The sequence below is a fragment of the Cupriavidus sp. FW216-B1 genome, assembly GCF_058789195.1.
In genome coordinates this window covers 94,786-120,914 of record NZ_JBYTEL010000001.1, presented here as the reverse complement: position 1 = coordinate 120,914, position 26,129 = coordinate 94,786, and the positions used below count along the sequence as shown (strand labels likewise).

Annotated in this window: 21 protein-coding genes; 4 read left to right on the top strand and 17 right to left on the bottom strand. The window is 71.1% G+C overall.

The window, feature by feature from the left end:
• Positions 1-130: 130 nt before the first annotated feature.
• On the top strand, positions 131-916 hold the full coding sequence (locus AC3WXD_RS00520) for an IclR family transcriptional regulator (protein WP_492322773.1): 786 nt from the start codon (positions 131-133) through the stop codon (positions 914-916).
• Positions 917-947: 31 nt separating this feature from the next.
• Here AC3WXD_RS00520 and AC3WXD_RS00515 read toward each other — a convergent pair whose 3' ends face one another.
• From AC3WXD_RS00515 to AC3WXD_RS00450, 14 genes are all read right to left on the bottom strand, one after another.
• Positions 948-1,811, bottom strand: a complete 864-nt coding sequence (locus AC3WXD_RS00515) for a GntR family transcriptional regulator (protein WP_492322772.1) — start codon at positions 1,809-1,811, stop codon at positions 948-950.
• A complete protein-coding gene (locus tag AC3WXD_RS00510) occupies positions 1,808-3,610 on the bottom strand; it encodes an acyclic terpene utilization AtuA family protein (protein ID WP_492322771.1) in 1,803 nt (600 codons plus the stop codon). Before AC3WXD_RS00510 ends, AC3WXD_RS00515 begins: the two co-directional genes overlap by 4 nt.
• Before the next feature lie 445 nt (positions 3,611-4,055).
• Positions 4,056-5,414: an NtaA/DmoA family FMN-dependent monooxygenase gene (locus AC3WXD_RS00505; protein WP_492322770.1), complete on the bottom strand. Its 1,359-nt coding sequence runs from the start codon at positions 5,412-5,414 to the stop codon at positions 4,056-4,058.
• A 26-nt stretch (positions 5,415-5,440) separates the two neighbouring features.
• Entirely contained in the window at positions 5,441-7,141 is a 1,701-nt protein-coding gene (locus AC3WXD_RS00500; RefSeq protein WP_492322769.1) for a dipeptide ABC transporter ATP-binding protein, read from the bottom strand.
• A gap of 79 nt (positions 7,142-7,220) precedes the next feature.
• Positions 7,221-8,138, bottom strand: a complete 918-nt coding sequence (locus AC3WXD_RS00495) for an ABC transporter permease (RefSeq protein WP_492322768.1) — start codon at positions 8,136-8,138, stop codon at positions 7,221-7,223.
• Positions 8,135-9,097, bottom strand: a complete 963-nt coding sequence (locus AC3WXD_RS00490) for an ABC transporter permease (protein ID WP_492322767.1) — start codon at positions 9,095-9,097, stop codon at positions 8,135-8,137. The genes AC3WXD_RS00495 and AC3WXD_RS00490 overlap by 4 nt, the downstream gene beginning before the upstream one ends.
• On the bottom strand, positions 9,094-10,728 hold the full coding sequence (locus tag AC3WXD_RS00485; protein ID WP_155888126.1) for an ABC transporter substrate-binding protein: 1,635 nt from the start codon (positions 10,726-10,728) through the stop codon (positions 9,094-9,096). The genes AC3WXD_RS00490 and AC3WXD_RS00485 overlap by 4 nt, the downstream gene beginning before the upstream one ends.
• A gap of 132 nt (positions 10,729-10,860) precedes the next feature.
• Positions 10,861-11,610 (bottom strand): ABC transporter ATP-binding protein, encoded by a 750-nt coding sequence (locus tag AC3WXD_RS00480; protein ID WP_492322766.1) that lies wholly within the window; start codon positions 11,608-11,610, stop codon positions 10,861-10,863.
• Positions 11,597-12,319 carry an ABC transporter ATP-binding protein gene (locus AC3WXD_RS00475; protein WP_492322765.1) on the bottom strand — a complete coding sequence of 241 codons (723 nt, stop codon included), beginning with the start codon at positions 12,317-12,319 and terminating at the stop codon, positions 11,597-11,599. The genes AC3WXD_RS00480 and AC3WXD_RS00475 overlap by 14 nt, the downstream gene beginning before the upstream one ends.
• Positions 12,316-13,194, bottom strand: coding sequence for a branched-chain amino acid ABC transporter permease (locus AC3WXD_RS00470; RefSeq protein WP_492322764.1), 879 nt, complete (start codon positions 13,192-13,194; stop codon positions 12,316-12,318). The genes AC3WXD_RS00475 and AC3WXD_RS00470 overlap by 4 nt, the downstream gene beginning before the upstream one ends.
• Positions 13,191-14,078: a branched-chain amino acid ABC transporter permease gene (locus AC3WXD_RS00465; RefSeq protein ID WP_492322763.1), complete on the bottom strand. Its 888-nt coding sequence runs from the start codon at positions 14,076-14,078 to the stop codon at positions 13,191-13,193. Before AC3WXD_RS00465 ends, AC3WXD_RS00470 begins: the two co-directional genes overlap by 4 nt.
• Positions 14,079-14,087: 9 nt before the next feature.
• Positions 14,088-15,239 carry an ABC transporter substrate-binding protein gene (locus AC3WXD_RS00460; protein ID WP_020203874.1) on the bottom strand — a complete coding sequence of 384 codons (1,152 nt, stop codon included), beginning with the start codon at positions 15,237-15,239 and terminating at the stop codon, positions 14,088-14,090.
• 80 nt (positions 15,240-15,319) lie between these two features.
• Positions 15,320-16,450: an LLM class flavin-dependent oxidoreductase gene (locus AC3WXD_RS00455; RefSeq protein ID WP_020423830.1), complete on the bottom strand. Its 1,131-nt coding sequence runs from the start codon at positions 16,448-16,450 to the stop codon at positions 15,320-15,322.
• 17 nt (positions 16,451-16,467) lie between these two features.
• Positions 16,468-17,304, bottom strand: a complete 837-nt coding sequence (locus AC3WXD_RS00450) for an ABC transporter substrate-binding protein (RefSeq protein ID WP_492322762.1) — start codon at positions 17,302-17,304, stop codon at positions 16,468-16,470.
• A 321-nt stretch (positions 17,305-17,625) separates the two neighbouring features.
• Here AC3WXD_RS00450 and AC3WXD_RS00445 point away from each other — a divergent pair, with 321 nt between their 5' ends.
• On the top strand, positions 17,626-18,294 hold the full coding sequence (locus AC3WXD_RS00445; RefSeq protein WP_454732963.1) for a CGNR zinc finger domain-containing protein: 669 nt from the start codon (positions 17,626-17,628) through the stop codon (positions 18,292-18,294).
• A gap of 34 nt (positions 18,295-18,328) precedes the next feature.
• Here the strand turns inward: AC3WXD_RS00445 and AC3WXD_RS00440 are convergent, their stop codons facing one another.
• The 3 genes from AC3WXD_RS00440 to AC3WXD_RS00430 all read right to left on the bottom strand — a co-directional run bounded on the left by AC3WXD_RS00440 (position 18,329) and on the right by AC3WXD_RS00430 (position 22,072).
• The gene (locus AC3WXD_RS00440) at positions 18,329-19,858 is read right to left on the bottom strand and encodes an aminotransferase-like domain-containing protein (RefSeq protein ID WP_492322761.1); all 1,530 of its coding nucleotides are present in this window, start codon (positions 19,856-19,858) and stop codon (positions 18,329-18,331) included.
• Between the two features lie 106 nt (positions 19,859-19,964).
• Positions 19,965-21,020, bottom strand: coding sequence for a threonine aldolase family protein (locus tag AC3WXD_RS00435; protein ID WP_492322760.1), 1,056 nt, complete (start codon positions 21,018-21,020; stop codon positions 19,965-19,967).
• Positions 21,017-22,072 (bottom strand): carbon-nitrogen hydrolase family protein, encoded by a 1,056-nt coding sequence (locus AC3WXD_RS00430; protein ID WP_020203868.1) that lies wholly within the window; start codon positions 22,070-22,072, stop codon positions 21,017-21,019. Before AC3WXD_RS00430 ends, AC3WXD_RS00435 begins: the two co-directional genes overlap by 4 nt.
• A 299-nt stretch (positions 22,073-22,371) precedes the next feature.
• On the opposite strand from AC3WXD_RS00430, the gene AC3WXD_RS00425 reads away from it, so the two are divergent.
• Together AC3WXD_RS00425 and AC3WXD_RS00420 are read left to right on the top strand one after the other, a co-directional pair.
• Positions 22,372-24,489, top strand: coding sequence for a hydantoinase/oxoprolinase family protein (locus AC3WXD_RS00425; protein ID WP_492322759.1), 2,118 nt, complete (start codon positions 22,372-22,374; stop codon positions 24,487-24,489).
• Positions 24,486-26,111, top strand: coding sequence for a hydantoinase B/oxoprolinase family protein (locus tag AC3WXD_RS00420; protein WP_492322758.1), 1,626 nt, complete (start codon positions 24,486-24,488; stop codon positions 26,109-26,111). Before AC3WXD_RS00425 ends, AC3WXD_RS00420 begins: the two co-directional genes overlap by 4 nt.
• Positions 26,112-26,129 lie beyond the last annotated feature (18 nt).

The following is a 26,129-nucleotide window of genomic DNA, read 5'->3' as shown; positions in this document are numbered from 1 at the left end:
GTCTCCTTGTGTCGCACGGCGCATCGAGCGGGGCGGCCCGGGCGCCGGACACATTCCGTGCCGCGCCTCTTTATTATTCGCTATGCGAGTTATATAATTGCCCTTCGAATAAACTACCGGAAGACAGATCATGGCGCAAGCCCGCCCTCTCGCTAAGGACCGGCAGTTCGTCGCCGCGCTTGCCCGCGGCATCCAGGTTCTGCAGTGCTTCTCGGCCGCGCGCCCCGAACTGAGCGGATCGGAAATCGCCAAGCTCACCGGCATTCCCCAGCCCACCGTCTGGCGTCTCTGCCACACGCTCCTGGAAACCGGCATGCTGATCGTCGTCGCCGGCGAGCGCTATCGCCCCGGCCTGCCCGTCCTGCGGCTGGGGTACAGCGCCATTTCCGGGATGAGCCTGGTGGAACTGGCCCGGCCGCACATGCAGGAAATCGCCACGCGCTACGGTGCGGCCTGCGGGCTCGCCACGCGCGACGGCAACCGCATGGTCTTTGTCGAGCGCTGCGAGGGAAACAATCAGCTGTTGATGAACCTGCGCGTCGGCTCCGCCGTTCCGCTGGCGACGTCGGCGCTTGGCTGGGCCTACGTAGCCGGGCTGCCGACCGCGCAGCGGCGCCAGTTGCTAGACGAGCTGCGCACCCAGGACCGGGCAACCATGACGGAGGTCAACCGCGCCATGAACAAGGCGCTCGCCGACTACGACCGCCTCGGCTATGTGCTCAACGAAGGCGTGTTCCACAAGGCGTACACCACGGTGGCCGTGCCCGTGGTGGCCGCCGACGGCAGCATTCCTTACACGCTCAACTGCGGCTCGGCCGCGATATCGATATCGGTCGCCGAGCACAGGAATGTCATTGCCCCGAAACTGATCGCGCTCGCGCGCATGCTTGAAAACGCCCTGGAGATCCGTTCCTGAATGGCGAGGAATGGCGAGAATCGCGCGGCCGTCAGCCGCGGCTGTCGGGCACGGCCAGCGCCGGGTAGCGCTCGGTAAGCCGGGCCGGGAATTCCACGTCGAGGATGAAGCGGTCGCCGCGGTACCAGAAGCAGCCCGCCGTGAGCACGTTGCCGTCGACGTCGAGCGTGGTGCGCACGATCTTGGCGACCGGCGCGGCGAAGCCGCAGGCCAGCTCGCGCGCGAGCGCGTAGTCGGCCGGCTCCACCGTCATGCTCTGGTGCAGCATGCCGAGGCGCTCGCCCACGGCCTCGCGCAGCAGGCGCGCGATCTTGCGCTGCTTCTCGGCGCCGCGCGGGAAGCGGTTGAACACCGCGGAGGCCACGTACAGCTCGATCAGGCAGAACGGCTCGCCGTCGTGCAGGTGCAGCTTGCGCAGCAGCACGTATTTGTCCAGCGCCGCGCCGCGCGTGGGCAGGCCGTCGGGCAGGCGCACGTCCCGGTGTTTTTCCAGGATGCGGATCTCGAGCTCGCTGCTGCCGACCAGCTCGTCGTTGATGACCGAGCGCATGCCCGCGCTGGGCCCGGGCGGCTGGCCGGTGACGTGCGTGCCGCGCCCGCGCTGGCTGCTCACCAGCCCTTCCTCGGCCAGCACGGCGAAGGCCTGCCGCACCGTGACGCGGGCGATGCCGTAGCTTTGCGCGAGCTGCTCCACCGTGGGCAGGCGGTGGCCCAGCGGCCATTCGCCACAAACGATGCGATGGCGCAGCACGCTGGCCAGCTGGCGGTAGCGCGCCACGCCGCCGCCGTCCTCGGGCAGTTGCGCGGGCGGTGGTGCCAGCGGTGGTGCCAGCGGCGATGCCGGCGGTGATGCCGGCGGTGATGCCGGCGATGGCGCCGGCGCGGCGCGGTTCATGGCAGCAGCCCGCGCGGCACGCGCACCGGCATGGCCAGCAGGATCTGCGCCATGCCCTTGCCGAGCGGGTCGTTGCGCAGCGAGGTCATGCCGCCGCCATCGAGCGCTTCCTCGCACACCAGGTTGACGGCGTGGATGCCGGGCAGGTCGTAGCGCGTGACCGGCCCCCTGACCAGATGGCCGAGCCATTGCGCCACGCGCTCCACGGTCGCGCCCGCGCGCAGCCACGGCAGGTACTCGGGCCGGCGCGCCATCAGGCCGATATTGGAGATGTCGCCCTTGTCGCCGCTGCGGCCATAGGCGAGGCGGATCAGCGGGACTTCCTCGAAGTCGCCGGCGGACGGCGGCGCATCGAGTCCATCGGGCGCGGGCTGCGCGGAGGGAGACGCGGGCGCGGGCGCCGCCACGGGCATGGCCACCGGCTTGCACTCGCCGTCGATCAGCACCGTGGGCGACAGCTTGTCTTTCTCCAGCAGGAAGGCGTATTGCCGGATCGACGGCGAGGGGCTGGGCCGGCCGCCGCCCGAGCCGGTGGTGCCGGGCGACCAGCTGGTGCCGGCCGCCGAGATCTCGCGCGCGAACAGTTCCAGCGCGGCCTTCTCCGGGTGCATCACGGCCAGCCGCATGATGGCCTCGCGCGTGTGGCGCGTTTGCGCGTGGGGGCCGTAGCACGACTCGGCGCCCAGCACTTCGACGTGCGTGCGGCTGTAGTCGCCGAAGCCGTGCGCGGCGAACAGCGCGCGCGTGCGCGCGAGGATGGCCTGCGCGGTGCGCTCGGCCTTGGCCACCGCGTCGAAGCCGACGATGGAGAGCTGCGCGTTGCAGCGGAAGCCGTCGACATAGGTGGCCGAGACCTTGTAGCGGTCGCCCGGCGCGCGCCCGCGCGCGCCACGCACCTCGACCAGGTCGGGGCCGGCCTGCGTCAGCGTCACGCCGGTGAAGTCGCAGGTCACGTCGGGCAGCAGGTAGGCGGCGGGATCGCCGATCTCGTACAGGATCTGCTCGCCCACGGTGGCGGTGCTGACCAGCCCGCCGGTGCCGGGCGGCTTGCCCACCAGGAAGCTGCCGTCGGCGCGGCAGGCCACCACGGGGTAGCCGATGTTCGGCCAGTCCGGCACGCTGTCCCAGTCGGTGTGCAGGCCGCCGGTGGCCTGGCAGCCGCATTCGATGATGTGGCCGGCCAGGCTGCCCTGCGCCAGCAGGTCGTAGTCATCGGGCCGCCAGCCGAACTCGTGCATCAGCACGCCGAGCGTGACCGCGCTGTCCACGCAGCGCCCGGTGATGACGATCTGCGCGCCGTCGTCCAGCGCCTGCCGGATCGGCAGCGCGCCGAGATAGGCGTTGGCGCTGACCAGCTTGTCCGGCAGCGGCTGGCCCTTCTGCATGTCCTCGACACCGCTCCCGCGCAGCGCCGGCAGCAGCGGCATCACGTCGTCGCCCTCCACTACGGCGATGCGCACGTCCACGCCCTGCTCCGCGGCGATCGCGGCCAGCGCCTGCGCGCAGCCCCGCGGGTTGATGCCGCCGGCATTGCTGACCACGCGGATGTTGCGCGCGGCGATTTCCTTGAGCAGGCCCCTCATGGTCACGGCGACGAAGTCGGTGGCGTAGCCGAGCTCCGGCTTGCGCAGGCGCGCGGCGGCCAGCACCGACATGGTCAGCTCGGCCAGGTAGTCGAACACCAGGTAGTCGATCTCGCCGTGGCGCACCAGCTGCGGCGCGCCCACGCTGCTGTCGCCCCAGAAGCCGGAGGCGCCGCCGATGCGCACGGTGCGGCCGGTCTTTGTCGTTGCATCCATCTGCTTTGTCTCCTCTGTCGTGTCCGGCTCAGGCCCGCGCGCGCCGCCGGCGGGTCATCTCAGCTGGCTGGCTCGGGCGCTGGTTTAGTTCTATTAATGGAACTATAGGCCAATGACTCCGCGCGGCACAAGAAAAAGCGCCACGGAAAAAGCCAGACACGATGCTTGACAAGCCCCTCAACGCTGTGCCGGACGACGGTTTTTCTGGGCCGTGTTATCCACAATTACTGTGGATAACAACCCCCTCGGTACCCGCAAACCCGCTTGCCGACGCCAAACCGTTCGGACTGCCTAATGTTTCAGCAAGTTGACGATTCAATGTCATGACAAAGACAGCGGCGACCGGTCCGCGGACCGCAGCGCGCCGCCCGCGGCACCCGCGGCCGCCGGCGTCCGGGACCGATGCCCCACGCCGGGACGCCTTCCGGGCGGGGACGGGCGGTGCTCAGGCCCAGGGGCGCAGGCGGCGCGCCGCGTGGGTATCGGGAAGATGGGCGGCGCGGCCGAACAGCTTCTCGCGCAGCGTGCCCTCGGCGTAGCCCGACTGCATCAGGCCGCGGCGGCGCAGCACCGGCACCACCGCGTCGGCGAATTCGTCGAACCACTCGGGCATGATGACCGGGATCAGGTTGAAGCCGTCCACGCCGGCCTCGACCCAGCCGGCGATGCTGTCGGCGATCTGCTCGGGCGTGCCCGCCACCGCCTTGTTCAGGCGCTGGCGCATCACGTCGCCGAAGCGGGCGCGCTTGTCGGGCGCGGCGTCGATGACCGCGCGAATGCCGCCCTGCATGTACTCGGTCTTCACTTCGTCGAGCGGGGTGTCGGGGTCGATCGCGGACAGGTCGAAGCCGATGGTGCCCGAGGCATGCGCGAGGTAGCCCGGCTCGCTGCGCCAGTGGAGGAATTCCTCGTAGCGCACGCGCGCCTCGGCCTCGGTGCTGCCGATGACCGGGTGCAGGCTCACCAGGTACTTGAGGTCGCCGGGCGCGCGGCCGTGCGCCGCCAGCCGGCGGTTCATCTCGGCGATGTCGTTGCGCGCCGAAGCCGGCGTGATGGCCGGCAGGAACGTCAGCTCGGCATGGCGCGCGGCAAAGCCGCGGCCGGCGGGCGAGGCGCCGGCCTGCGCCAGCAGCGGCGTGCGCTGCGGCGAAGGCTGCGGCAGATGCGGCCCCGCCACGCGGTAGCGCGGCCCCTCGTGGTCGATGGCGTGGATGCGCTCCGGGTGGGCATAGATGCCGGCGGCTGCGTCCGCCGCCACGGCGTCGTCCTGCCAGCTCGCCTCCCACAGCTTGTAGACCACCTCGGCATATTCCTCGGCCCAGGCATAACGCTCGTCATGGCCGGTCAGCGCCGACTGGCCGAAGTTGCGCGCGGCGTTGTCCAGGTAGCTGGTGACGATGTTCCACCCGACCCTGCCGTCGGTCAGGTGATCGAGCGTGGAGAGCTTGCGCGCGAACGAGAACGGATGCTCCTGCAGGATCGAGCTGGTGACGATGAAGCCCAGGTGCTCGGTCACGTAGCCCAGCGCCGACACCAGGCTGGCCGGGTCGTTGGACGGGAACTGCATGCCCTCGCGCGCGGCGGTGGCCCAACCTTGCCGGTACTTGTCGTAGACCCCGACCGTATCGGCCAGGAAGATGGTGTCGAGCCCGGCGCGCTCGGCGGTGCGGGCCAGCTTCACCCACGGCTCGAGCCGCGAGAAATTCCGCTGCGCGCCGGCCTCGGGCCGGCGCCATTGCCCGTGCGTCTGGTGCGACGGCGTGACGTGGGTGAACGCGTTGTAGATGATCTTCCGGCCTGTCATGTGCTGCATTTCCTTTTTTGCATCGTTCAGGCCGCGGCGGAGCGCCTGTCCTCGCCGGCGGACCGGCGCAGCGGCAATACCGCCTCCAGCAGCCGGCGCGTGACCGGGTGCCGCGTGTGCTCGTGCAGCGCGCCGGCGTCGAAGGTCTCGACGATGGTGCCGCGCTCCATCACCGCCACCCGGTCGCACAGCGACTCGATCACCGCGAGGTCGTGGCCGATGAACAGGAAGGTCAGGTTCAGCTCCGCGCGCAGTTCGCGCAGCAGGTCCAGCACCTGGACCTGGATCGACACGTCGAGCGCGGACGTGGGCTCGTCCAGGATCACGAACTCGGGCTGCGCCGCCAGCGCGCGCGCGATGCCGATGCGCTGGCGCTGGCCGCCCGAGAACTCGTGCGGATAGCGCTCCAGGTGCGCCGCGGCCAGCCCCACGCGCTCGAGCGCCTGCACGGCGAGGTCGCGCGCGGCGCGCGCGCTGGCGGCCACGTCCAGCCGCGTCAGCGCGTCGGCCAGTTGCGCGCCGATCTGGCGGCGCGGGTTCAGCGAGGCGCCGCTGTCCTGGAACACGAACTGCACGCGCCGGCGGAACGCCTTCAGCGCCGGCCCGCGCAGCCGGGTCACGTCGACGCCGTGCGCGCGGATGGTGCCGCCGGAAGGATCGATCAGCCGCGCGGCCAGGCGGGCCAGCGTCGACTTGCCGGAGCCCGACTCGCCGATCAGCCCGAGGATCTCGCCGCGCCGGATGCGCAGGTCCGTGGGCCGCACCGCCGCGACCTCGGTCCCCTTGCCCCAGAATCCGCCGCCCAGGCGGAAGCTGCGCGATACCTGCTCGAGCACCAGCACCGCGTCGGCATCGTCGCGCGCGTCCGCCGGCGCGATCGGGGACGCGGGAGTCGCGGCGCTCACGGGCGCCGCGGCCAGTTGCCGCTGCGCGCGCCGGATCTCGGCGGAATCGGGCACGGCCCGCACCAGCGCCGCCGTATACGGATGCGCGGGCGCCGCCAGCACGTCGCGGGTGGCGCCCTGCTCGACCACCACGCCGGCGCGCATCACGGCCACGCGGTCGCTCAGGTACGACACCACGCCGAAATCGTGCGTGATGACCAGCAGCGCCGTGCCCTCCTCGCGGTTGATGTCGCGCAGCAGGTCCAGGATCTGCTTCTGGATGGTGGGGTCCAGCGCCGTGGTCGGCTCGTCGGCGATCAGCAGCTTCGGGCGTCCCATGACCGCCATCGCGATCATCACGCGCTGGCGCATGCCGCCCGACAATTCATGCGGATAGGCGCGCAGCACGCGCTGCATGTCGCGGATGCCCACGCGATCCAGCCACCGCGCGGCCTCGGCGCGCGCCGCCGCCGCATCGAGCCGGCGGCGGAAGCGCAGGCCTTCGGTCATCTGCTCGCCGATGCGGAAGGACGGATCGAGCGAGCTCAGCGAGTTCTGGAAGATGATGCCGATGCCCGCCCCGCGCACGCCGTTGAGCGCCGCTTCGGGCAGGCCGAGCAGTTCGCGCCCCTCGAAGCGGATCGAGCCGCGCGCGCGGCTGTCGCGCTCCGGCAGCAGCCCGAGGATGGCGGCCGCGGTCACGCTCTTGCCCGAGCCCGATTCGCCGACCACCGCCAGCACCTCGCCCGCGCCGAGGTCCAGGCCGATGCCGTGGATCACGCGCTGCGGGCCGCCGGCGCCGTCGAACTCGACTTCGAGATTTCTGATGGAGAGTAGGTTCATCAACTTGTTCCCGGCGCCGGATCGGGGCGCCATGTCCGGTGCCATGTGTGGCGCAATATCCCGCGCCATGCCGCGCGCGTCAGCCGCGCGGGTCCAGCACGTCGCGCAGCCCGTTGCCCAGCCAGTTGAAGGCCAGCGCCAGCGCCACGATGACCAGCGCCGGCGCGGTGGCCACATGCGCCGCGCCCAGCACCAGCACCTGCGCGCCCTCGGCCACCATGCGGCCCCAGTCCGCGTCCGGCGGCTGCGTGCCCAGCCCGAGAAAACTCAGGCCGGCCTGGAACACGATCATGCCGCCCGCCAGCGTGGTGCCGTACACCACCGCGGCGGTCGCCACGTTGGGCAGGATCTCGCGCAGCAGCACGTCCGCCGTGGTCGCGCCGCAGGCGCGCGCCGCCTCCACGTATTCCTTGTCGCGCTCGGCGCGCACGCCGGCATAGACCACGCGCGTGAGGTAAGGCGTGGCCGAGAACACGATGGTCAGCGCCACGGCCCAGATGCCGGGCCCGAGCGCGGTGGCCAGCCCGATGGCCAGCAGCACCATCGGGAACGCGAACAGGATGTCGATCACGCGCATGATCAGCGCCGGCCAGCGGCCGCGGTGGTAGCCGGCCAGCAGGCCCAGCGCCAGGCTCAGCAGCACCGCCACCACCACCGGCGGGATGCTGGCGAGCAGCGCGCGGCGCCCGCCCCACAGCAGGCGGCTGAAGATGTCGCGCCCCTGCGCGTCCAGGCCCAGCCAGTAGCCGGGCGTGCCCGGCGGCGCCAGCCGCAGCTGCGGCTCGGCCACGTTCGGGTCGTGCGGCGCGAGCCACGGCGCCGCGGCGCTCACGGCCAGCGCCAGCACGATCACGACCAGCCCGAGCAGGGCCAGCCGGTTGGCCCGCAGGCGGTGCCAGCGGCCCCGCGCCGCGGAACGGAAAGCGTGCTGGCCGCCGCCGTCGTTGTCATTGTCGTTGTCGTCGGCGGCGACCGTGGTGGTGACGGCGTGGTTCATGCGGGTCCGCCTCCGTTGCGCAGGCGCGGATTGAGCAGGTCCAGCGCCACGTCGGTGGCGAGGTTCACGGCGATGAAGCAGCCCGTCACCAGCATCACGCCGGCCTGGATCATCGGGTAGTCCTTGCCGGCCGCCGCGTTGTAGAGCTGGGTGCCGATGCCGGGCCAGTTGAACACGTTCTCGACGAAGATCACGCCCGACAGCAGGTAGCCGACCTGCAGGCCGGTGACGTTGATCACCGGCGAGAGCAGGTTGCGCCCGAGGTGGCGGCGCAGCAGGAGGGACCTGGGCAGGCCCTGCGCGCGAAACGTGCGCAGGTAGTCCGAGCCCATGATGTCGATGACCTGGGCCCGCACCAGCTGCGCCAGGATCAGCATCGAGATCACCGCCGCGGCGATGGCCGGCAGCACCAGGTGGTGCAGCAGGTCGAGCCAGTCCTGGTCGCCGCGCATGTCGTACATGCCGGAGACCGGGAACCATTGCAGCCGCACGCCGAACACCCAGATCAGCAGCAGCCCCGACCAGAACACCGGGAAATTGTGGCCGACCTGGATCACCAGCATGGCCGCGCCGTCCATCCACGAGCCGCGCTTCAGGCCGCTGAGCACGCCCACCGCCACGCCGCCGGCCAGGCACACCACCACCGCGGCGGCGGTCAGCAGCAGCGTGTTGCCGAAGCTGCGCGCCAGCACCTCGAACACCGGCGTGCGCAGCACCAGCGAGGTGCCCCAGTCGCCCGCCATCAGGTGCTCCAGCCACAGCGCGTACTGCACCAGCACCGGCTGGTCGAGGCCGTACTCCTTGCGGATCGCGTCGATCGATTCCTGCGGCAGCGTGCTGGCCAGCGCGTTGGTGATGGGATCGCCGTCGCCCGCGTGGGCGATCAGGAAGACCAGCACCGACACCACCAGGAAGATCGGGATGGCCTGCAGGAAGCGGTAGACGATCGCGCGCGTCATTTCTTCAGCCAGACCTTGGAGAGATCGTAGAAGTTCTGCGCCGGCACGTTGAAGCCCTGCACGTTCTGGCTGTTGGCGAAGTGGTTGCGGAACGTCACCAGCGGCAGGAACACCGCGTCGCGCTGCGCCAGCGCGTTGGCCGACTTCCACGCGGCGACCGCGGCGCGCTCGCTGGTCTGCGAGGCGGCCTTGGCGATGGCCGGCGCGATGGCCTGGTCCACCACCTTTTCGCCGCCGCCGCGCGTGATCACGTAGCCGTCGAAGGCGAGCTTGAGCCAGTACGGCGTGACGAAGCCCCACTCCATCGTGAACAGGCCGGTGTCGGGCGCGAGATTGGCCAGCTTGCTGGTGTAGGTCAGCCACTCCTGCGAGATCACGTTGACCTTGATGCCGACCTTGCCCAGGTCGCGCTGGATCCATTCGACCGAGGGCTGGTTGGCCACGTCGGTGATGATGGTGAAGTGGACGTCGCCCTCCTTGTAGCCGGCCTTCTTCAGCAGCTCGCGCGCGCGCGCCGGGTCGTAGGCGAAGTCCTTCTGCGCGGCGTCATAGGCGGTGTTGCCGATGTTGAAGATGCTGTAGGACGGCACCGCGCGGCCCTTGAAGATGGTGCGCGCCAGCCCTTCGCGGTCGATCGCCAGCAGGATCGCCTGGCGCACCGCCTGCTTGCTGGTGAATTCGTTGCGGAAGTTCCAGCCCAGGAAAAGCTGGCCGGCCGTGGTGCTGTCGCGCACCGTGTAGCCGCTGCCCTCCAGCCCGTCCGCGGCGTCGGCCGGCACGCGCGTGAGGATGTCGATCTCGCCCGAGCGCAGCGCCGCCAGGCGCGTGGCGTCGTCCGGGATCGGGCGGAAGATGATGCGGTCGAGATACGGCCTGGCGCCCCAGTACTTGTCGTTGCGCACCAGCACGGTCTTCTCGCCGTGCACGCGCTCGACGAACTTGAACGGTCCCGTGCCGGTCGGATGCAGCGCCAGCCCGTCCTGGCCGTATTTCTTCAGCGCGGCCGGGCTGAAGATGCCGGACACGTAGTTGCCTTGCGGCAGCAGCCGCGGGAAATCGACGAACGGGGCCTTGAAGACGAACTGCACGGTGTGGTCGTCGACGACCTTCACTTCCTGCAGATTGCCGTAGACCGGCTTCATGGTGGCCGCGGCGCGCACATCGTAGAACTCGAACGCCGGGTCCGTGTAGCGGCGCACGTTGAACTGCACCGCCTGCGCGTTGAAGTCGGTGCCGTCGTGGAACTTGACGCCCTGGCGCAGCTTGAAGGTGAAGGTGCGGGCGTCGTCGCTGACCTGCCAGCTCTCGGCCAGCGCGGGCACCAGCGGCGGCGGGCCGTCCTTGGCCGGGCGCGAGAGATCCTCCGCCACCAGCGACTCGTAGATATGCTTGTCTACGCGGTAGGTCTCCCACGAGTACTGGCGGTTCGGGTCGTACACCGTCGGCTCCTGGTACTGCCCCACCACCAGCGTGCCGCCGGTGCGCGGCGTGCCCTGCGCCTGCGCGATGCCGTGCGCGCTCCAGGCCACCACGCCGGCGAGCAGCGCGGCGGCCAGCCGCAGGCCGGCATGCCGGCGGGTCTCCGCGCCTGAACGCGGAACAGAAGATGAAACACGTCCAGGCACCGTCATGGCAATCTCTTTATCTGAAAGCTTCGTCTGAAAGAACGGAAATTCTATTGGCGCGCCCAGCAAACGCGAACGACGCATTTCGCATGTCGTCATAGCAAACGGGAAAGCACGCGGCGGCCCCGGCGCGCGCGCTCACGCGGCGTGGCGGCCGCCGAGATAGGCCGCCAGCACGGCGGGGTCGGACGCCACCTGCGGGCCGGTCCCCGCCAGCACGATGCGACCCTGCTCCAGCACGTAGGCGCGGTCGGCCAGCGCCAGCGCCTCGCGCGCGTTCTGCTCGACCAGCAGGATGGTAGTGCCGGTCGAGCGGATGTCCGCGATGATGTCGAAGATCGCGGCGATGATGCGCGGCGCCAGGCCCATCGACGGCTCGTCGAGCAGCAGCAGCCGCGGGCGCGCCATCAGCGCGCGGCCGATGGCCAGCATCTGCTGCTCGCCGCCGGACAGCGATCCGGCCAGTTGCTTCTCGCGCTCCCCCAAGCGCGGGAACAGCGCGTAGATCCGCGCGATGTCGGCCTCCACCTGCGCGTCGCGGCGCAGGTAGGCGCCGATGCGCAGGTTCTCCGCCACGCTCAGGCCAGGCACCGTCTGGCGCCCTTCCTGCACCAGGCTGACGCCGCGCGCGACGCGCCGCTCGACCGCGAGGCCGTCGAAGCGCGCGCCGTCGAACGCGATGCGCCCGGCAGTGGCCGGCACCAGCCCCATCAGCGCCGACAGGATGGTGGTCTTGCCGGCGCCGTTGGCGCCGATCAGCGCCACGATCTCGCCCTCGCGCACCTCGAGACTGACGTCATGGACCACCGCCAGCGCCCCATAGGCCACCGACAGCCCCTGCACCGCGAGCATCGCCGCCGGCGCGGCGTCCCGCTCAACGCTTGGCATGGCGCACCCCCAGATAGGCTTCGATCACCGCCGGGTTGTCCTGCACCTGCGCGGGCAGCCCCGACGCGATGGCCTGCCCGGCGTTCATGACCACCACGAAATCGCTCACGCCCATGATCAGTTCCATATCGTGCTCCACCAGCAGCACCGTGATGCCCTGCCCGCGCACATCGCGCAGCAGGCTTTCCAGATCGCGCTTCTCGGTCGGGTTCATGCCGGCCGCGGGCTCGTCCAGGATCAGCAGCGCGGGTTCGGCCGCCAGGCTGCGGGCGATCTCGAGGCGGCGCTGGTGCCCGTAGGACAGCGCCTGCGCCGGCCAGTCGCGCGCGTGCAGCAGGCCGAGCCGCTCGAGCAGGGCCTGCGCGCGCCGCCGCGCGTCCTTGCCGCGGCGGCGCTCGGCGCCGATCAGCACGTTGTCGAGCACGCTCAGGTCGGCGAACAGGCGGATCTGCTGGAAGGTGCGCCCGATGCCGAGCCGGGCGATGCGGTGCGGCGGCAGGCCGCGCAGCTCCACGCCGTTGAAGCACAGGCTGCCGCCGTCGGCCTGGTAGAAGCCCGTCAGCAGGTTCATCAGGCTGGTCTTGCCCGAGCCGTTGGGCCCGATCACCGAGGTGATGGTCCCGGGCGCCACGTCGAACGACAGCCCGTCGAGCGCGGCGACGTTGCCGAAGCGCTTGCGCGCGTCGCGTACCGACAATACCGGGCTCATCGCGACGCCTCCGCGGTGGCCGGACGCGCCGCGCGCCTGCGCCCGCGCGGCGCCGCCAGCCCGCCGACCGACAGCATGCCGCGCGGCAGGAACACGATGGCCAGCAGCAGGATCAGCGCCATCAGGATCTCGCGCGCCTGCGCGGAGAAGCGCAGCACCTCGGGCAGCACGGTAAACACCGTCGCGCCCGCGATCGCGCCGGCGACGTGGCCCAGCCCGCCCAGCACCGCATAGGCCACGGCATCCAGGCTGCGCTGCAGGCCGAAGTCGTTGGGGCCGATGAACGAATTCATGTGCGCCGCCAGCGCCCCGCCCAGCCCGCACACCGCGCCGCTGAACACGAACACGGCCAGGCGCACGCGCGCCACGTCGATGCCCAGCGACTGCGCCGGCATGTCGTCCAGGCGCGTGGCTTCCATGATGCGCCCGAGGCGGCCGCCGCGCAGCGCCAGCACGGCGATCACCAGCGCCGCCAGCACACCGGCGAGCTGCGGCAGCGTGGTGCGCACCGGAATCGCGTCCAGGCCCAGCGCGCCGCCGGTCACGCTGTCCCAGTTGAACGCGATCACGCGGAACACCTCGGTGAAGGCCAGCGTGCCCAGCGCGAAGTAGTCGCCTTCGAGCCGCAGCACCGGCGTGCCGAGCAGCAGCGCCACCAGCGCCGCGGCCAGCGTGCCCAGCGCGACGGCGGCCGCGAACGGCAGGCCGGTATGCAGCGTGGCGAGAGCCGACACGTAGGCGCCCATGCCCACCAGCCCGCCGGTGGCCAGCGAGAAACGGTTCACGCTGAGCATCAGGTACACGCCGATGCCGAGGATGGCATTGACGAAGACGAGCGCGATGACGTTCTCGTACGATTGCAGCCACTCGATCATGCGCGCTGCCTCGTCGCGGTGCCGAACAGGCCGGAGGGCCGGCACACCAGCACCAGGAAGATCGCGCCGAATGCCACCGCGTCGCGCAGCGACGACTGCAGGTAGGCCACGCTGTAGACCTCGGTCAGGCCCAGCACCAGGCCGCCGATGGCCGCGCCCGGCACGTGGCCGAGGCCGCCGAGGATCAGCGCCGAAAGTCCCTTGAGCAAGATGTTCTCTCCCATGAACGGGGATACGGCGTCGTAGAGCACGCCAAGCTGCACGCCGGCGGCGCCGGCCAGCGCGCCGGTGAGGAAATACGTCAGCAGCCGCAGCCGCGCCACCGGCACGCCGACCAGCTGCGCGACGCTGGGCCGGAACGCCATCGTGCGGATCGCCAGGCCTACGCGCGTGCGCCGCAGCACGTAGGCCAGCACCGCCATCAGCACCACCGCCGCGACGATCACCACCACCTGCAGGCTCTGCACCCGCACCGCGCCGAGCTGCCAGACGTGCCCGGTCCAGGGCGCCGGCGGGAAGCGCCGCACCTGGGTGCCGAACACCTCCTGCACGATGGCGATGAGCAGGCGCGACAGCGCCAGGCTGGCGACCAGCCCCATCCAGCGGTTGGCGCCGCGCCGCGCCAGCGGCCCGAACACGAGCAGCTCGCTGAGCAGCGCGATGCCGCCCGCGATGGCCATCGCCACGAGGAACGACGGCAGCAGCGGCCAGTGCAGGGCCAGCGTCAGCTCCAGCCCGGCGAAGGCGCCCACCATCAGGATCGAGCCCTGCGCCAGGTTCAGGACGTTGAGCACGCCGAACAGCAGCGTGAAGCCGACCGCGAACACCGCGTAGGTCGCGCCGAGCGCCACGCCGTTGATGGTCTGCTGGAGGAATACGTTCATGCCGCGGCCTTACTTCGCCTCGAACGGCACGAACCGTCCGTTCCTGCCGACCAGGATCTTGGGCTGCACGGTCGGGTCGCGGTTGGCGTCGAAGCCGATCGGGCCGAGCACGCCCGGATAGTTCCTGATGCCGACCAGCTCCGCGCGGATGCGCTTGCTGTCGCCCGAGCGCGCGCGCCGGATGGCTTCCACCAGCAGCGACGCGGCATCGTGGCCATAGGCCGAATAGATGTCGGGCGGGTGCTTGTAGCGGCTGGCGTAGTTGGCGATGAAGGCCTTGCTGACCGGATTGTCCAGCTCGGCGAACCACGCCGTGCCGACGATCACGCCCTCGGCGCCGGCGCCGCCGAGCTCGAAGAACTTGGTCGAGATGGCGGACTGCGTGCCGACGAACACCACCTTCTGCGAGATGCCGAGCTGGCGCGCCTGCCGCACGATGCCCGCGGCTTCCTCGGCCAGCGCGCCGATCACGATCAGGTCCGGGTTCTGCGCCTTGATCTTGGTGAGCTGCGCGGCAAAGTCCACGTCGCCGCGCTGGAAGGTCTCGGTGGCGACGATGGGAATGCCGTTGTCTTCCAGCGCCTTCTTCTGCACGCCGTAGGCGGACTTGGTCAACTGGTCGTCGATGCCGTAGATCTGCGCGGCGCGCTTGACGCCGTAGCGGCCGATCACGGTCTTGAGCACGTTCGGCGTGACGTTGTCCTCGGGCGGGCTGACGCGGAAGATGTAGTCGCCCAGGCGCGTGGTCAGGCCCGCGGCGGTGTTCGACGACGCCACCACCGGGATGCCGGCCTTCTGCGCCAGCGGGTCGGCCGCGTAGGCGGAGGTCGCCAGCGTCGGCCCGAGGATGGCGGATACCTTGTCCTGCGCGATCAGGCGCTGGAAGATGTTGACGGTCTGGTTGCGGTCGGCGCCGTCGTCGTAGTGGATCAGCTCGAGCTTGAGGTCGCCCAGCTTGCCGCTGGCGTTGGCCTCGTCGACCACGAGCTGGATCGCGTTCTTCTGCTCGATGCCGTACAGCGCGGCGGAGCCGCCGGTGGTGGTCTGCACCAGGCCGATCTTGACGACTTCCGCGGCCGCGCCGGCCGGAATGGTCAAGACGGTCGAGATGGCCAGGCCCAGCACGCCGAGCGCGAGGAGATGTTTCTTGATGGGCAACATGGGAGTCTTGGTCTTGTAGCTTGTTGCGAAACGATGGAAAGGGAAAGCGGGAAGCGGGAGCCCGCGGCCCGCGCCGGGCGTCACGACGCCTGCGTGCGCCAGCCCGCGTCGCGCTCGCTGGTCCAGGCGGATGTGGCGCCAGCGTCCGCGCGGCGGTCCACCGGCAGGTGCGGCAGGACCAGCTCGGCGAAGCGGTAGGCTTCCTCCAGCAGCGGCATGCCGGACACGATCAGCACGTCGATGCCGGCCTCGCGGTACTCGCGGATGCGCGCCAGCACCTGGGACGGGCTGCCGATCAGCGCGGTGCCCGGCCCGTGGCGCACCAGCCCGATGCCCGACCACAGGTTCGGCGCGATCTCGAGCTCGCGGATGTCCTTGGGCTTCTTGCCGCCGTGCAGCGCCGACATGCGCTGCTGGCCGACCGAATCGATGCCGGCGACATAGGCCTGCGCGCCCGCGATCGCCGCGTCGTCCATGTGGTCGTACAGGTCCTGCGCGGCGGCCCACGCCTCGGCCTCGGTCGGGCGCACGATGACGTAGAGGCGGATGCCGAAGCGGATCTTGTCGGCGCGGCCGTGCGCGCGCGCGAGTTCGCGCACCTCGCGGATCTTGCTGTCGGCCTGCTCCACCGTCTCGCCCCACGACAGGTAGGTGTCGATGTGCTTGGCGGCAACCTCGTGCGCCGCGCGCGACGAGCCGCCGAACCACAGCTCCGGCGTGCGGCCGCCGTAGGGCGGCAGCGGCAGGCCCGCGTCGACCACGTGGATGTGGCGCCCCTTGAACGTCACCGATTCGCCGCGCAGCAGGCCGCGCAGGACGGTGAGGTATTCGTCGGTATAGGCGTAGCGTTCGTCGTGGCTGAGGTGCACGCCGAACTGCGCCATCAGCTTGGCGTCGCCGTTGACGATGTTCACGCGCAGGCGCCCCTTGGAAAACTGGTCGAAGGTGGTGATCATCTTGCCCAGCAGCGTGGGCGAGAGCAGCGGCGGATGCGCGGCGATCAGATGCTGGAACTGGTCGGTGTAGGGAATCAGCGATGCCCCCTGCACCCACGCGTCGTGCGTGCCCGTGGCCAGCAGCGCGCCGGTGAAGCCGAGGTGATCCACGGCGCGGGCCAGTTGCTGGAAATACGGATAACTCAGTGCGCGCGCGCCGTCGGCGCGCCACGGGTAGCGCCCGTCCGGGCCGGTCAGATACCACAAGACTTCCATGAAGTTCGTCCTCGCTGTCATGCCGCCGCCAGGGCGGGATAGTTCTCCGTCACCGTGTCGGCGACGTCGATCGGTTCGGGAATGAGCCCGAAGCGGGCAAAGATGTCGGCATGGCGCTGCTGCTCGGCCAGGAACCCGGCGTCCGGCACGTGCACGCCCCACGGGCGCGCGGCGAGCGCGGGCAGCCATTGCGCGGCGCTGTTGCCGTTGACGCCGTCGAGCAGGCGCGCGGCCGCTTCCGGGTCGGCCGCCGTCAAGCGGTCCGAGTCGGCCAGCGCGTCGACCAGGGCATGCACCGCGGCGGGCCGCTCGCGCAGCGCGTCCTGGCGGCCCCAGTAGACCGAGCGGTTCGAGAAGGCGTGGCCCGGCCGCGCGAGGACGCGCACCGGCACGGCCTGCTCGATCTGCCCGAGCAGCGGATCGGTGGCGACGATGGCGTCGAGCAGCCCGGCGACGAACGCGTCCCGGGCCGTGGCCGGGGTCAGCTCGACCGCGTTCACCTCGCGCCAGTCGAGGCCGGCCGCGTCGAGTTCGGCGGCCAGGAACTGCGTGTGCCAGGAGATCGGCATCAAGGCCACGCCGCGCCCGCGCAGGTCGGCCAGCGTGCGCACCGGCGAATCGGCGCGCACCACCAGCCCGCCGCGCTCGTGGCGCGGCCCGGACATGCCGAAGGCGGCCACCGCCAGCCCCTGCGCCTTGGCCAGGATCGGCGGCGTCGCCCCGGTGCCGCCGAGGTGGATCACGCCGAGCCGGATCAGCGGAATCGTGACCGCGCCGGCGCCGTAGACAAAAAAGGAAAGTCCCTCCGCGCGCAGCGCGGCGACATGCGCCTGCCGCCTGGCAAGGATCGACAACGAAGGATTCTGGGGGTGCGCCCCCACGACCAAGGCCATCCGTGACACCTATCGAAAACAGCGGGAAGAAACGGCGCCACGGGCTGGCGCCGGCCGGGAAGCCATGACGCCAAGCGATTTTTGTCATGGGTTAAACTCATGACGGAAAGTCTACGCACAAGGTATCCGGCCAACAAGCGCGCATTTCGAATATGCATATCCGGTGCCGCCATTGGCGCCATCGCCGCTTCGGCAGGCGCGCGGACGGAACATGGGCCGGCACCTTTTTTTTCGGGGACGTAACTGCGATGATATGGGCCACATCCATAGCGACAACCTGCCATGAACGCACCTGAACTGCCCGCAGCGGGCACAGCGGGAGAAGCCGCTGCCGCGCCCGCGCGGCCGGTGACAAAGAAGGAACTGACCCTCAAGTTCCGCGGCGGCGTCGCCAGCCTCTATCTGGTGGAGACGCTGGGCGAGTGGACCGGCCGGCAATACGAGCGCATCCACAGCGCGCGCCGCTGGGACGAATGGCTGCGCGGCGCCAAGCTGCCGAAGCCGCCCCAGCGGGCGACCGAAGACGAGCTGGCGCAGATGCGCGAGCTGCGGCGCGCGATCTACGGCGTGGTGCAGGCGGTGCGCGCCGGCCACGCGCCGGCGCGCGGCGAGGTCGAGACCATCAACGCCTTCGCGCGCGAGATGCCGCCCCCGCCGCAGCTCTCCAGCACCGGGGACAAGAAGCGGCTGGGCAGCCCGATCAGCCATGCGCAGGTGCTGGGACTGATCGCGCAGGACGCGATCGACCTGCTGACCGGCGACCTGCGCCACAGGATCCGCGCGTGCGCGAGCCCGGTCTGTCCGGTGCTGTTCGTCGACAAGTCGCGCCGCGGCGACCGCCTGTGGTGCTCGGCGGCCTGCGGCGCGCGCAAGGCCACCGCCAAGTACCGGCTGCGCCTGGCCGGGCGGGAGCTCGACGAGGAAACCGCGTTCTGCGTCGAACAGCACTGAGGCGGCACCGAGGCAGAGCGGCGCGCGCCGGCCCCTACCGCGGGCCGGCCATCCGCCCGGCAAGCTCGCCGAGCCGCAGCAGGCCCTCGCGCGCCCTGGGCGAATCGGGCACGCCGCAGTTCATGCGGATGCAGTGCCCGTAGTCGCCGTGGGGCGAGAACAGGATGCCCGGCGCGACGCCGACGCCGAGGCCGACGGCGCGCTCCTGCAATGCGAGCGTGTCGACCTCGCCGGGCAGCTCGACCCAGAGCAGGAAGCCGCCGCTGGGCAGCGCGAACGAAGTGCCTTCCGGGAACACGCGCGCCACGTTCTCCGCCATGCGATAGACCTGCGCCTGCATGGCGCGGCGCGTGCGGCGCAGGCGCCGCGCCATGCCGCCGCTGGCGAGGTACTCGGCCAGGGCCAGCTCCAGCACCTGGGGCTGGCCGACGCTCGATACCCGCTTGAGAAACGCGATCTGCTCGCTGAAGCGCCCGCCGTCGACCCAGCCCACGCGCATGCCGGGCGCGATGGTCTTGGTCAGCGACGCGCACAGCATCACCAGGCCGGATTCGTCGAAGCCCTGCGCGGCGTGGCAATCGCCGGCGAAATGCAGGTCGGCGAAGGTGGCGTCTTCGATGACCGGGATGCGGCAGCGGTTGGCCAGCTCGACCAGCTGGCGCTTGCGCGCGAGCGGCATGGTGGCGCCGGACGGATTGCTGACCGTCGTCGACAGCAGCACCGCCGCGATCTTGCCGCCCTCCGCGGCGCGCGCCAGCGCGTCGACATCCATGCCGTCGCGGTTCGCGCCGACGACCGGCAGCGCGCGCAGGCCCAGCATCTGCAGCGTCTGCAGGAAGCCGTAGTAGGCCGGCGCCTCCACCGCCACCGTGTCGCCGGGTTTCGTGACCGCGCGCAGGCACAACTGGATCGCTTCCACCGCACCGTTGGTGATGACCACGCGGCGCGGGTCCACGCTGGCGCCCCACTCCACCACGCGGCGCGCCACCTGCTGGCGCAGTTCCAGCGAGCCGGGCGCGAAGTTGTAGTTGCCGACCAGCGCCGGCTTGCGGCGCAGCAGGTTGGCGATGCCGGTGGCCAGCCGCTCGCACGGAAAGAACGAGGCGTCGGGGATGGCGGCGCCGAACGGAATCAGGTCCTCGCGGTAGGCCAGCGCCGAGGCCGGCCCGCTGCTGGCGAGATAGCGCGTGACGGCGCCGCCGCCGGGCACCGGCTCCGGCCGCGCGATCTCCGGCAGCCGCGGCGCGACGTAGCAGCCGCTCTGCGAGCGCACGACGACCCACTGCTCGTCTTCAAGCTGCCGGTAGGCTTCCTGCACGGTGCTGATGGAAAGCTGCTTCGAGCGGCTGAGCGCGCGCACGGAAGGCAGCTTCTGCCCCGCCACGAACACGCCCTCGAGGATCTGCTGCTTCAGCTCCGCGGCCAGGCGCGCGTACAGCGTGGTGCGCACCGCGCCGACCGGCCTCGCCGCCGCCGCGGGCTGGTCCGCGCTCCCGGCCGTGGGTTCGGCCACGGCCTCGGGTCCGGCCACCGCGGCGGGTTTCTGCCTGGCACTGGCGTTCATGCTGCGTTCCTCGCATTGCGTTCACTGGCCGGCGCCGACCCGCATCCACGCCGGGGCCGCGCCAGCAGCGATTATCCTCGACCGGGCCGCAAGCGCGCGCGGCATCTCAGGCGCCCGCGGCCACGGCGCGCGCCACCGCCACCATTGCATGCGCGGCCTGCTCGGCCTCCTGTGGCGCCACGTCGAGATGCGTGGTGGCGCGGATGAAGTTGCCGCCGATCGCGCGCACGCGCACGCCTTCGGCCAGGCAGCGTTCGGCAAACGCCTCGGCACGCACGGCGGGCGCGTCGAAGGTGAAGCGCAGGATGTTGGAGTCCGGCCGCGGCGGATCGAAGCGGAACAGCCCGCACGCGGACAGGATGCGCCAGATCGCCAGCGCGTTGGCGTGGTCGGCCGCCAGTCGGGCGACGTGGTGTTCCAGCGCGTACAGGCCGGCGGCGGCCAGCACGCCCGACTGCCGCATGGCGCCGCCGAGGCGGTACTTCCATTGCCAGGCGTCGCGCACGAACGCCGCGCTGCCGCACAGCACCGCGCCGACCGGGCAGCCCAGCCCCTTGCTGAGGTCGATCCAGGCGCTGTCCCAGCCGGCGGCGTAGTCGGCCGCGGCGATGCCGGTGGCCGCGCTCGCGTTGAGCAGGCGCGCGCCGTCCAGATGGCAGCGCAGGCCGTGCCCGCGGGCGGCGTCGCGCACCTCGCGCAGCTGCGCCAGCGGCCACACCGCGCCGCCCGAGAAATTGGTGGTCTGCTCGACGCACAGCAGCGCCGAACGCGGCGCGGTGCGCGCGCGCGGGCGGATGCCGTCGGCCACCTGCCGCGCCGTGAAGATGCCGTGCGGGCTCGGCAGCGCGCGGATCGACACGCCGGCCAGCGCGGCGGCGCCCGCGGCTTCGGTGCCGTAGATATGCGATTGATGGTCGCAGATCACTTCGTCGCCGGGCGACGTGTGCACCAGGATGGCCACGAGGTTGCACATGGTCCCCGACGGCATGAACACGCCCGCCTCCTGCCCCAGCAGCGCGGCCACCTCGGCGCACAGCCGCAGCGTGGTCGGGTCGTCGCCGGACTGCTCGTCGCCGACTTCCGCCGCCGCCATCGCCGCGCGCATGCCGGCGGTCGGCCGGGTCTGGGTGTCGCTGTAGAGATCGATCAGGCGCGGCTTCATGCGGCGCCCCCGGGAATGGCGTCGCCCGGCGCGAAATCGGCGCCGGCCGGCGGCAGCGCCGCGAGGTCGTGCAAGGCGTCGTGGAACGCGGCCGGCTCCAGCGCCGCGCGGTTCACGTGCAGCGTGAAGACGTCGAAGCGGTTGTAGGCGCCCACCACGTCGTGGAACTGCTTGGGCACGATGCAGTCGTCGAGGTCGATGTCGGCATAGACGATGCCTTCCTCGTCCTGCAGCGTGTCGCTGATGACCGCGCCGGTCGGGCCGATGATCATCGACACGCTGCGCGGCGCGCTCTCCACCAGCGCGCGCGCGGCGGGCTCGCCGCGGCACACCAGCTCGGCGGCGGCGTCGCTGAAGAAGCCGGAGGCCACGATGGTGAAGCACTTGGCCTCGAAGCTGTGCGCGCCCGAGCGGATGCGGATCGCCGCGGCGAGGTCGTAGCGCTCCTTGCTGGCGGCCGGATGGGTCGGCCAGCACGGCGAATAGGAAGCGATGTGGATCTGCTCGCCCTGCGCCATCAGGCTGTAGCGCGCCAGCGGGTTGGTGTTCTCGCCGCACACCAGCGCGCCGACCTTGCCGACCGGCGTGTCGACCACGCGCAGGCCGCTGCCGTCGCCATTGGCCCAGGTCAGCTTTTCCCAGTAGGTCGGCACCAGCTTGCGGTGGCGGTTGAGCAGGCTGCCGTCGGCGCCGATCAGCAGGTTGGTGTCCCAGATGCAGCCGACGCTGGCCTTCGAGGCCTCGTTGATGCCGAGCGAGACCACGATGCCGTGCGCGCGCGCGGCGCGGCGGATGCGGTCGATGGCCGGGTGGTCGATGGTCACGGCGCTCCTGGCCATGCGCACGAAGAACTCGTGGTTCTCCACCGGCGCGCGCACGCCGGACCACACCGGGAACGCGCACAGGTGGGCTTCCGGGAACGCCACGATCCTGGCGCCGTGGCCGGCGGCCTCGGCGATCAGCGCGCAGGTCTTGTCGACCGTGGCGTCCAGGTCGAAGTAGATCGGGCAGACGTGGCAGGCGGCGGCCTTGAACCGGGTGGCAGAAGACATCGGGGAGACTCCGGGGAAAGCGCCCAAGTTTGCCGGCGGCCCCGCCGCCCGGGTAGACGCAGTTGGGGCCATCGGCGTGCCGTACAGTTGGCTGCCGGGCCGGCCCGGCGGTGGCGCGGCAGCGGCGCGGCGGCGTGGCAGGCACTTCTTGCGGCGCCGGGCGGCCCGAGGCGCGCGGCCCGGACCCACATATCGTCCGAACTTAATAATCCATCTTTATTTTTCATTGGCCATTGTTAATGGCCATTTTTATCATGCCGTCATGAACCTCGAAACCTTGAACACGCCGGGAGCGTCTTGTGACAACTTGGGCAATTGGTATTGATATTGGCGGCACCTTCACCGACGTGGTGGCGCTGGACTACGGCGCCGGCAAGCTGCATAGCCTGAAGGTGCTGACCACGCACGGCGACCCCGCCCAGGGCGTCGCCGACGGCGTGAGCCAGCTGATCCGCTCGTGCGGCATCCGCGCCGAGCGCGTGGCGCGCGTGGTGCACGCGACCACGCTGTTTACCAACGCGCTGATCGAACGGCGCGGCAGCACCACCGGCCTGCTGGCCACGCGCGGCTTCAAGGACGTGCTGGAGATCGGCCACGAGCGCAAGTACGATCTCTACGACCTCGCCATCGAGGCCGCGCCGGCGCTGGTGCCGCGCAGCCTGCGCGCCGAGATCGGCGCCCGCATGGACGCGCGCGGCAACGAGATCGAGGCGCCCGACGCCGACGAGGTGCGCCGCGTGGTGGCGGGCCTGGCCGAGAAGGGCGTGGAATCGGTCGCGGTATGCCTGCTGCACGCGTATGCCAGCGCCGCCCACGAGCAACTGGTGCGCCAGTGGATCGAGCGCGATTTCCCCGCCCTGCACGTGACGCTGTCGTCCGACGTGGCGCCGGTGATCCGCGAGTTCGAGCGCAACTCCACCACCGTGGCGAACGCCTACATCAAGCCGCTGGCCGAGCGCTACCTCGATGCGCTGGAAGCGCGCCTGAGCGCGCTCGGGCTGCCCGCGGGCGTGCTCATGATGCTGTCCAACGGCGGGCTGTCCCACATCGAGGAAGCCAAGCGCAACCCCATCGAACTGCTGGAGTCGGGCCCCGCGGCCGGCGCGATTTCCGCAGCCCACTACAGCCTGCGCGACCAGCAGGCCAACCTGCTCGCGTTCGACATGGGCGGCACCACCGCCAAGCTCTGCCTGGTCGAGCGCGGCAAGCCGTCGATCGCGTTCGGCTTCGAGGCGGCGCGCCGCAAGCGCTTCGCCGAGGGCAGCGGGCTGCCGATCCGCATCACCACCATCGACCTGATCGAGATCGGCGCGGGCGGCGGCAGCATCGCGCACCAGGACCAGCTCGGCCTGCTCAAGGTCGGCCCGCAGAGCGCGGGCTCGGAACCGGGGCCGGCCTGCTACGGCCTGGGCGGCACCGAGCCGACCGTCACCGACGCCAACCTCGTGCTCGGCTACCTGAACCCGGACTACTTCGCCGGCGGCACCATGTCGATCGACCGCGACCAGGCCGCCGCGGCGCTGGGCCGCATCGGCGAGCACCTGGGCCGCGACGTGACCGGCGTGGCCTGGGGCATGCACGACATCGTGGCCGAGAACATGGCCGGCGCGGCGCGCGTGCACGTGGCCGAGCGCGGCCGCGACGCGCGCGACTTCGTGCTGCTGTGCACGGGCGGCGGCGGCCCGCTGCATGCCTACTACGTGGCGCAGAAGATCGGCGTGCGCACCATCATCTGCCCGCCCGCGGCGGGCGTGGCCTCGGCCTACGGCCTGCTGGTCGCGCCGGCGCGCGCGGACCGCTCGCGCACGGTGAGCTTCCGCCCGGCGACCGATTCGCTGGCGACGCTGGAAGAGGCCTTCGCCGCGCTGGAAGCGCAGGCGCGCGGCGCGCTCGACCAGCTCGCCGAAACCTTCGGCCCGATCGCGCTGGTGCGCCACGCGGACGGGCGCTTCGCCGGCCAGGGCTTCAACCTGTCGGTGGCGCTGCCCGCCGGGCCTTACACGGCGACGGCGGCGGCCGGCGGCCAGACCGAGCAGGAGGTGCGCGCGGCGCTGGTGGCGGCCTTCGAATCCGGCTACCGCGAGAAATTCGGCCGCACCCCGCCGGACGTGCCGGTGGAGCTGGTCAACCTGCGCGTGACCGGCGAGGCGCCGCCGCGGCAGGCGTTCGACGCCGAGACGCTGGCAGGCGGCGAGCCGGCCCGGCCCAAGGGCTCGCGCCTGGTCTATTTCAGGGAAGCCGGCGCCTACGTGGAGACCCCGGTGTTCGAGCGCGGCGCGCTCCAGGCCGGTTTCTCGGCGGCGGGGCCGCTGCTCGTGGAGGACGCCAGCTCGTCGCTGGTGGTCGGGCCGAAGGGCCATGTGAAGCAACTGGCGAGCGGCAATCTGGTGATCACCATTGAGGAGCAGGCAGCATGACAAGCGACAGGCAAACCCACGGCGGCGCGGCCGCCGACCCGATCTTCCTCGAAGTCTTCTGGACGCGCGTGCGCTCGGTGGTCAACGAAGCCGCCAAGCTGATCGTGCGGACCTCGTTCTCGACGCTGTCCACCGAGGCCAACGATTTCGCGGTGGTCATCACCGACTCGCAGGGGCGCTCGCTGGCCGAGAACAGCGGCAGCATCCCCTCGTTCATCGGCACGCTGCCGCGCACGGTGCAGGCGGCCATCGCCCGCATCGGCGCGCAGGCGATGCGCCCGGGCGACATCTACATCACCAACAACCCGTGGATCGGCACCGGCCACCTGAACGACGTGTGCCTGGTCAAGCCGCTGTTCCACCAGGGCGTGCTGACCGGCTTCGCGGCGACCGCCGGCCACGTGCCGGACATCGGCGGCAAGATCCGCTCGGTGGACGCGCGCGAGCTGTTCGAGGAAGGCTTCCACATCCCGATGATGCACCTGCTGCGCGAGGGCCAGGCCGACGAGACGCTGCTGTCGCTGATCCGCACCAACGTGCGCACGCCCGAGCAGACCGTGGGCGACATCTGGTCGCAGGTGGGCGCGGTGGAGCTGATCTCGCGCCGGCTCGACGATATCCTCACCGAATACGCGCTGCCGGGCATCGACGACCTCGCCCACGCGCTGTTCGAGCGCAGCGAGGCCGCCATGCGCCAGGCCATCGCCCGGCTGCCCGAGGGCGAATACCACTACGAGATGGAGACCGACGGCTTCGACCAGCGCTTCCGCTACGTGGTGGCGGTGCGCGTGAAGGACGGCGAGATCGAGTGCGATTTCGCCGGCACGTCGCCGCAGCAGCCGCGCGGCATCAACTGCGTGCTGTCGTACACCAGCGCGATGACGGTCTACGCCATCAAGTGCCTGCTGCTGCCGGACCTGCCCAACAACGACGGCCTGTTCCGCCCCATCCGCGCGGTGGCGCCGGAAGGCAGCATCCTCAACCCGCGCTCGCCGGCGCCGGTGGGCGGGCGCTCGTGCACGGGCCACTACGTGCCGACCGTGATCTTCGGCGCGATGTACCAGATCCTGCCCGAGAAGGTCATGGCGGGCGTGGGCTCGCCGCTGTGGATCGCCAACCTGAGCGGCACCCGCGACGACGGCAAGCCCTTCGCCACGGTGCTGTTCTACAACGGCGGCCTGGGCGCGACGGCGGGCAAGGACGGCGCCTCGGTGATGTCGTGGCCGAGCAATATCTCGCCCACGCCGGTGGAGGTGGCCGAGCGCGACGCGCCGCTGTTCTTCAAGTACAAGACGCTGCGCGAGGGTTCCGGCGGCGAAGGCCGCTTCCGCGGCGGCCTGGGCGAGGAGATCTGCTTCGTGAGCCAGCACCGCACGCCGCTGTCGATCGTGTTCCTGACCGAGCGGCTGCAGGTGCCCGCGCCCGGCCTGGGCGGCGGCGCGCCCGGCGCGTGCGGGGAAGTGCTGATCAACGGCCGCGCCATCGACTCGCGCCGGCCCCAGGTGCTGGAACCGGGCGACGAGGTCATCCTGCGCACGCCCGGCGGCGGCGGCTACGGCCCGCGCGCGGCGCGCGACCCGCGCCTCGTCGCGCACGACCGCGAGCATCAATACGCGTCCTGAGCGCGCCCCGGGCCCGGC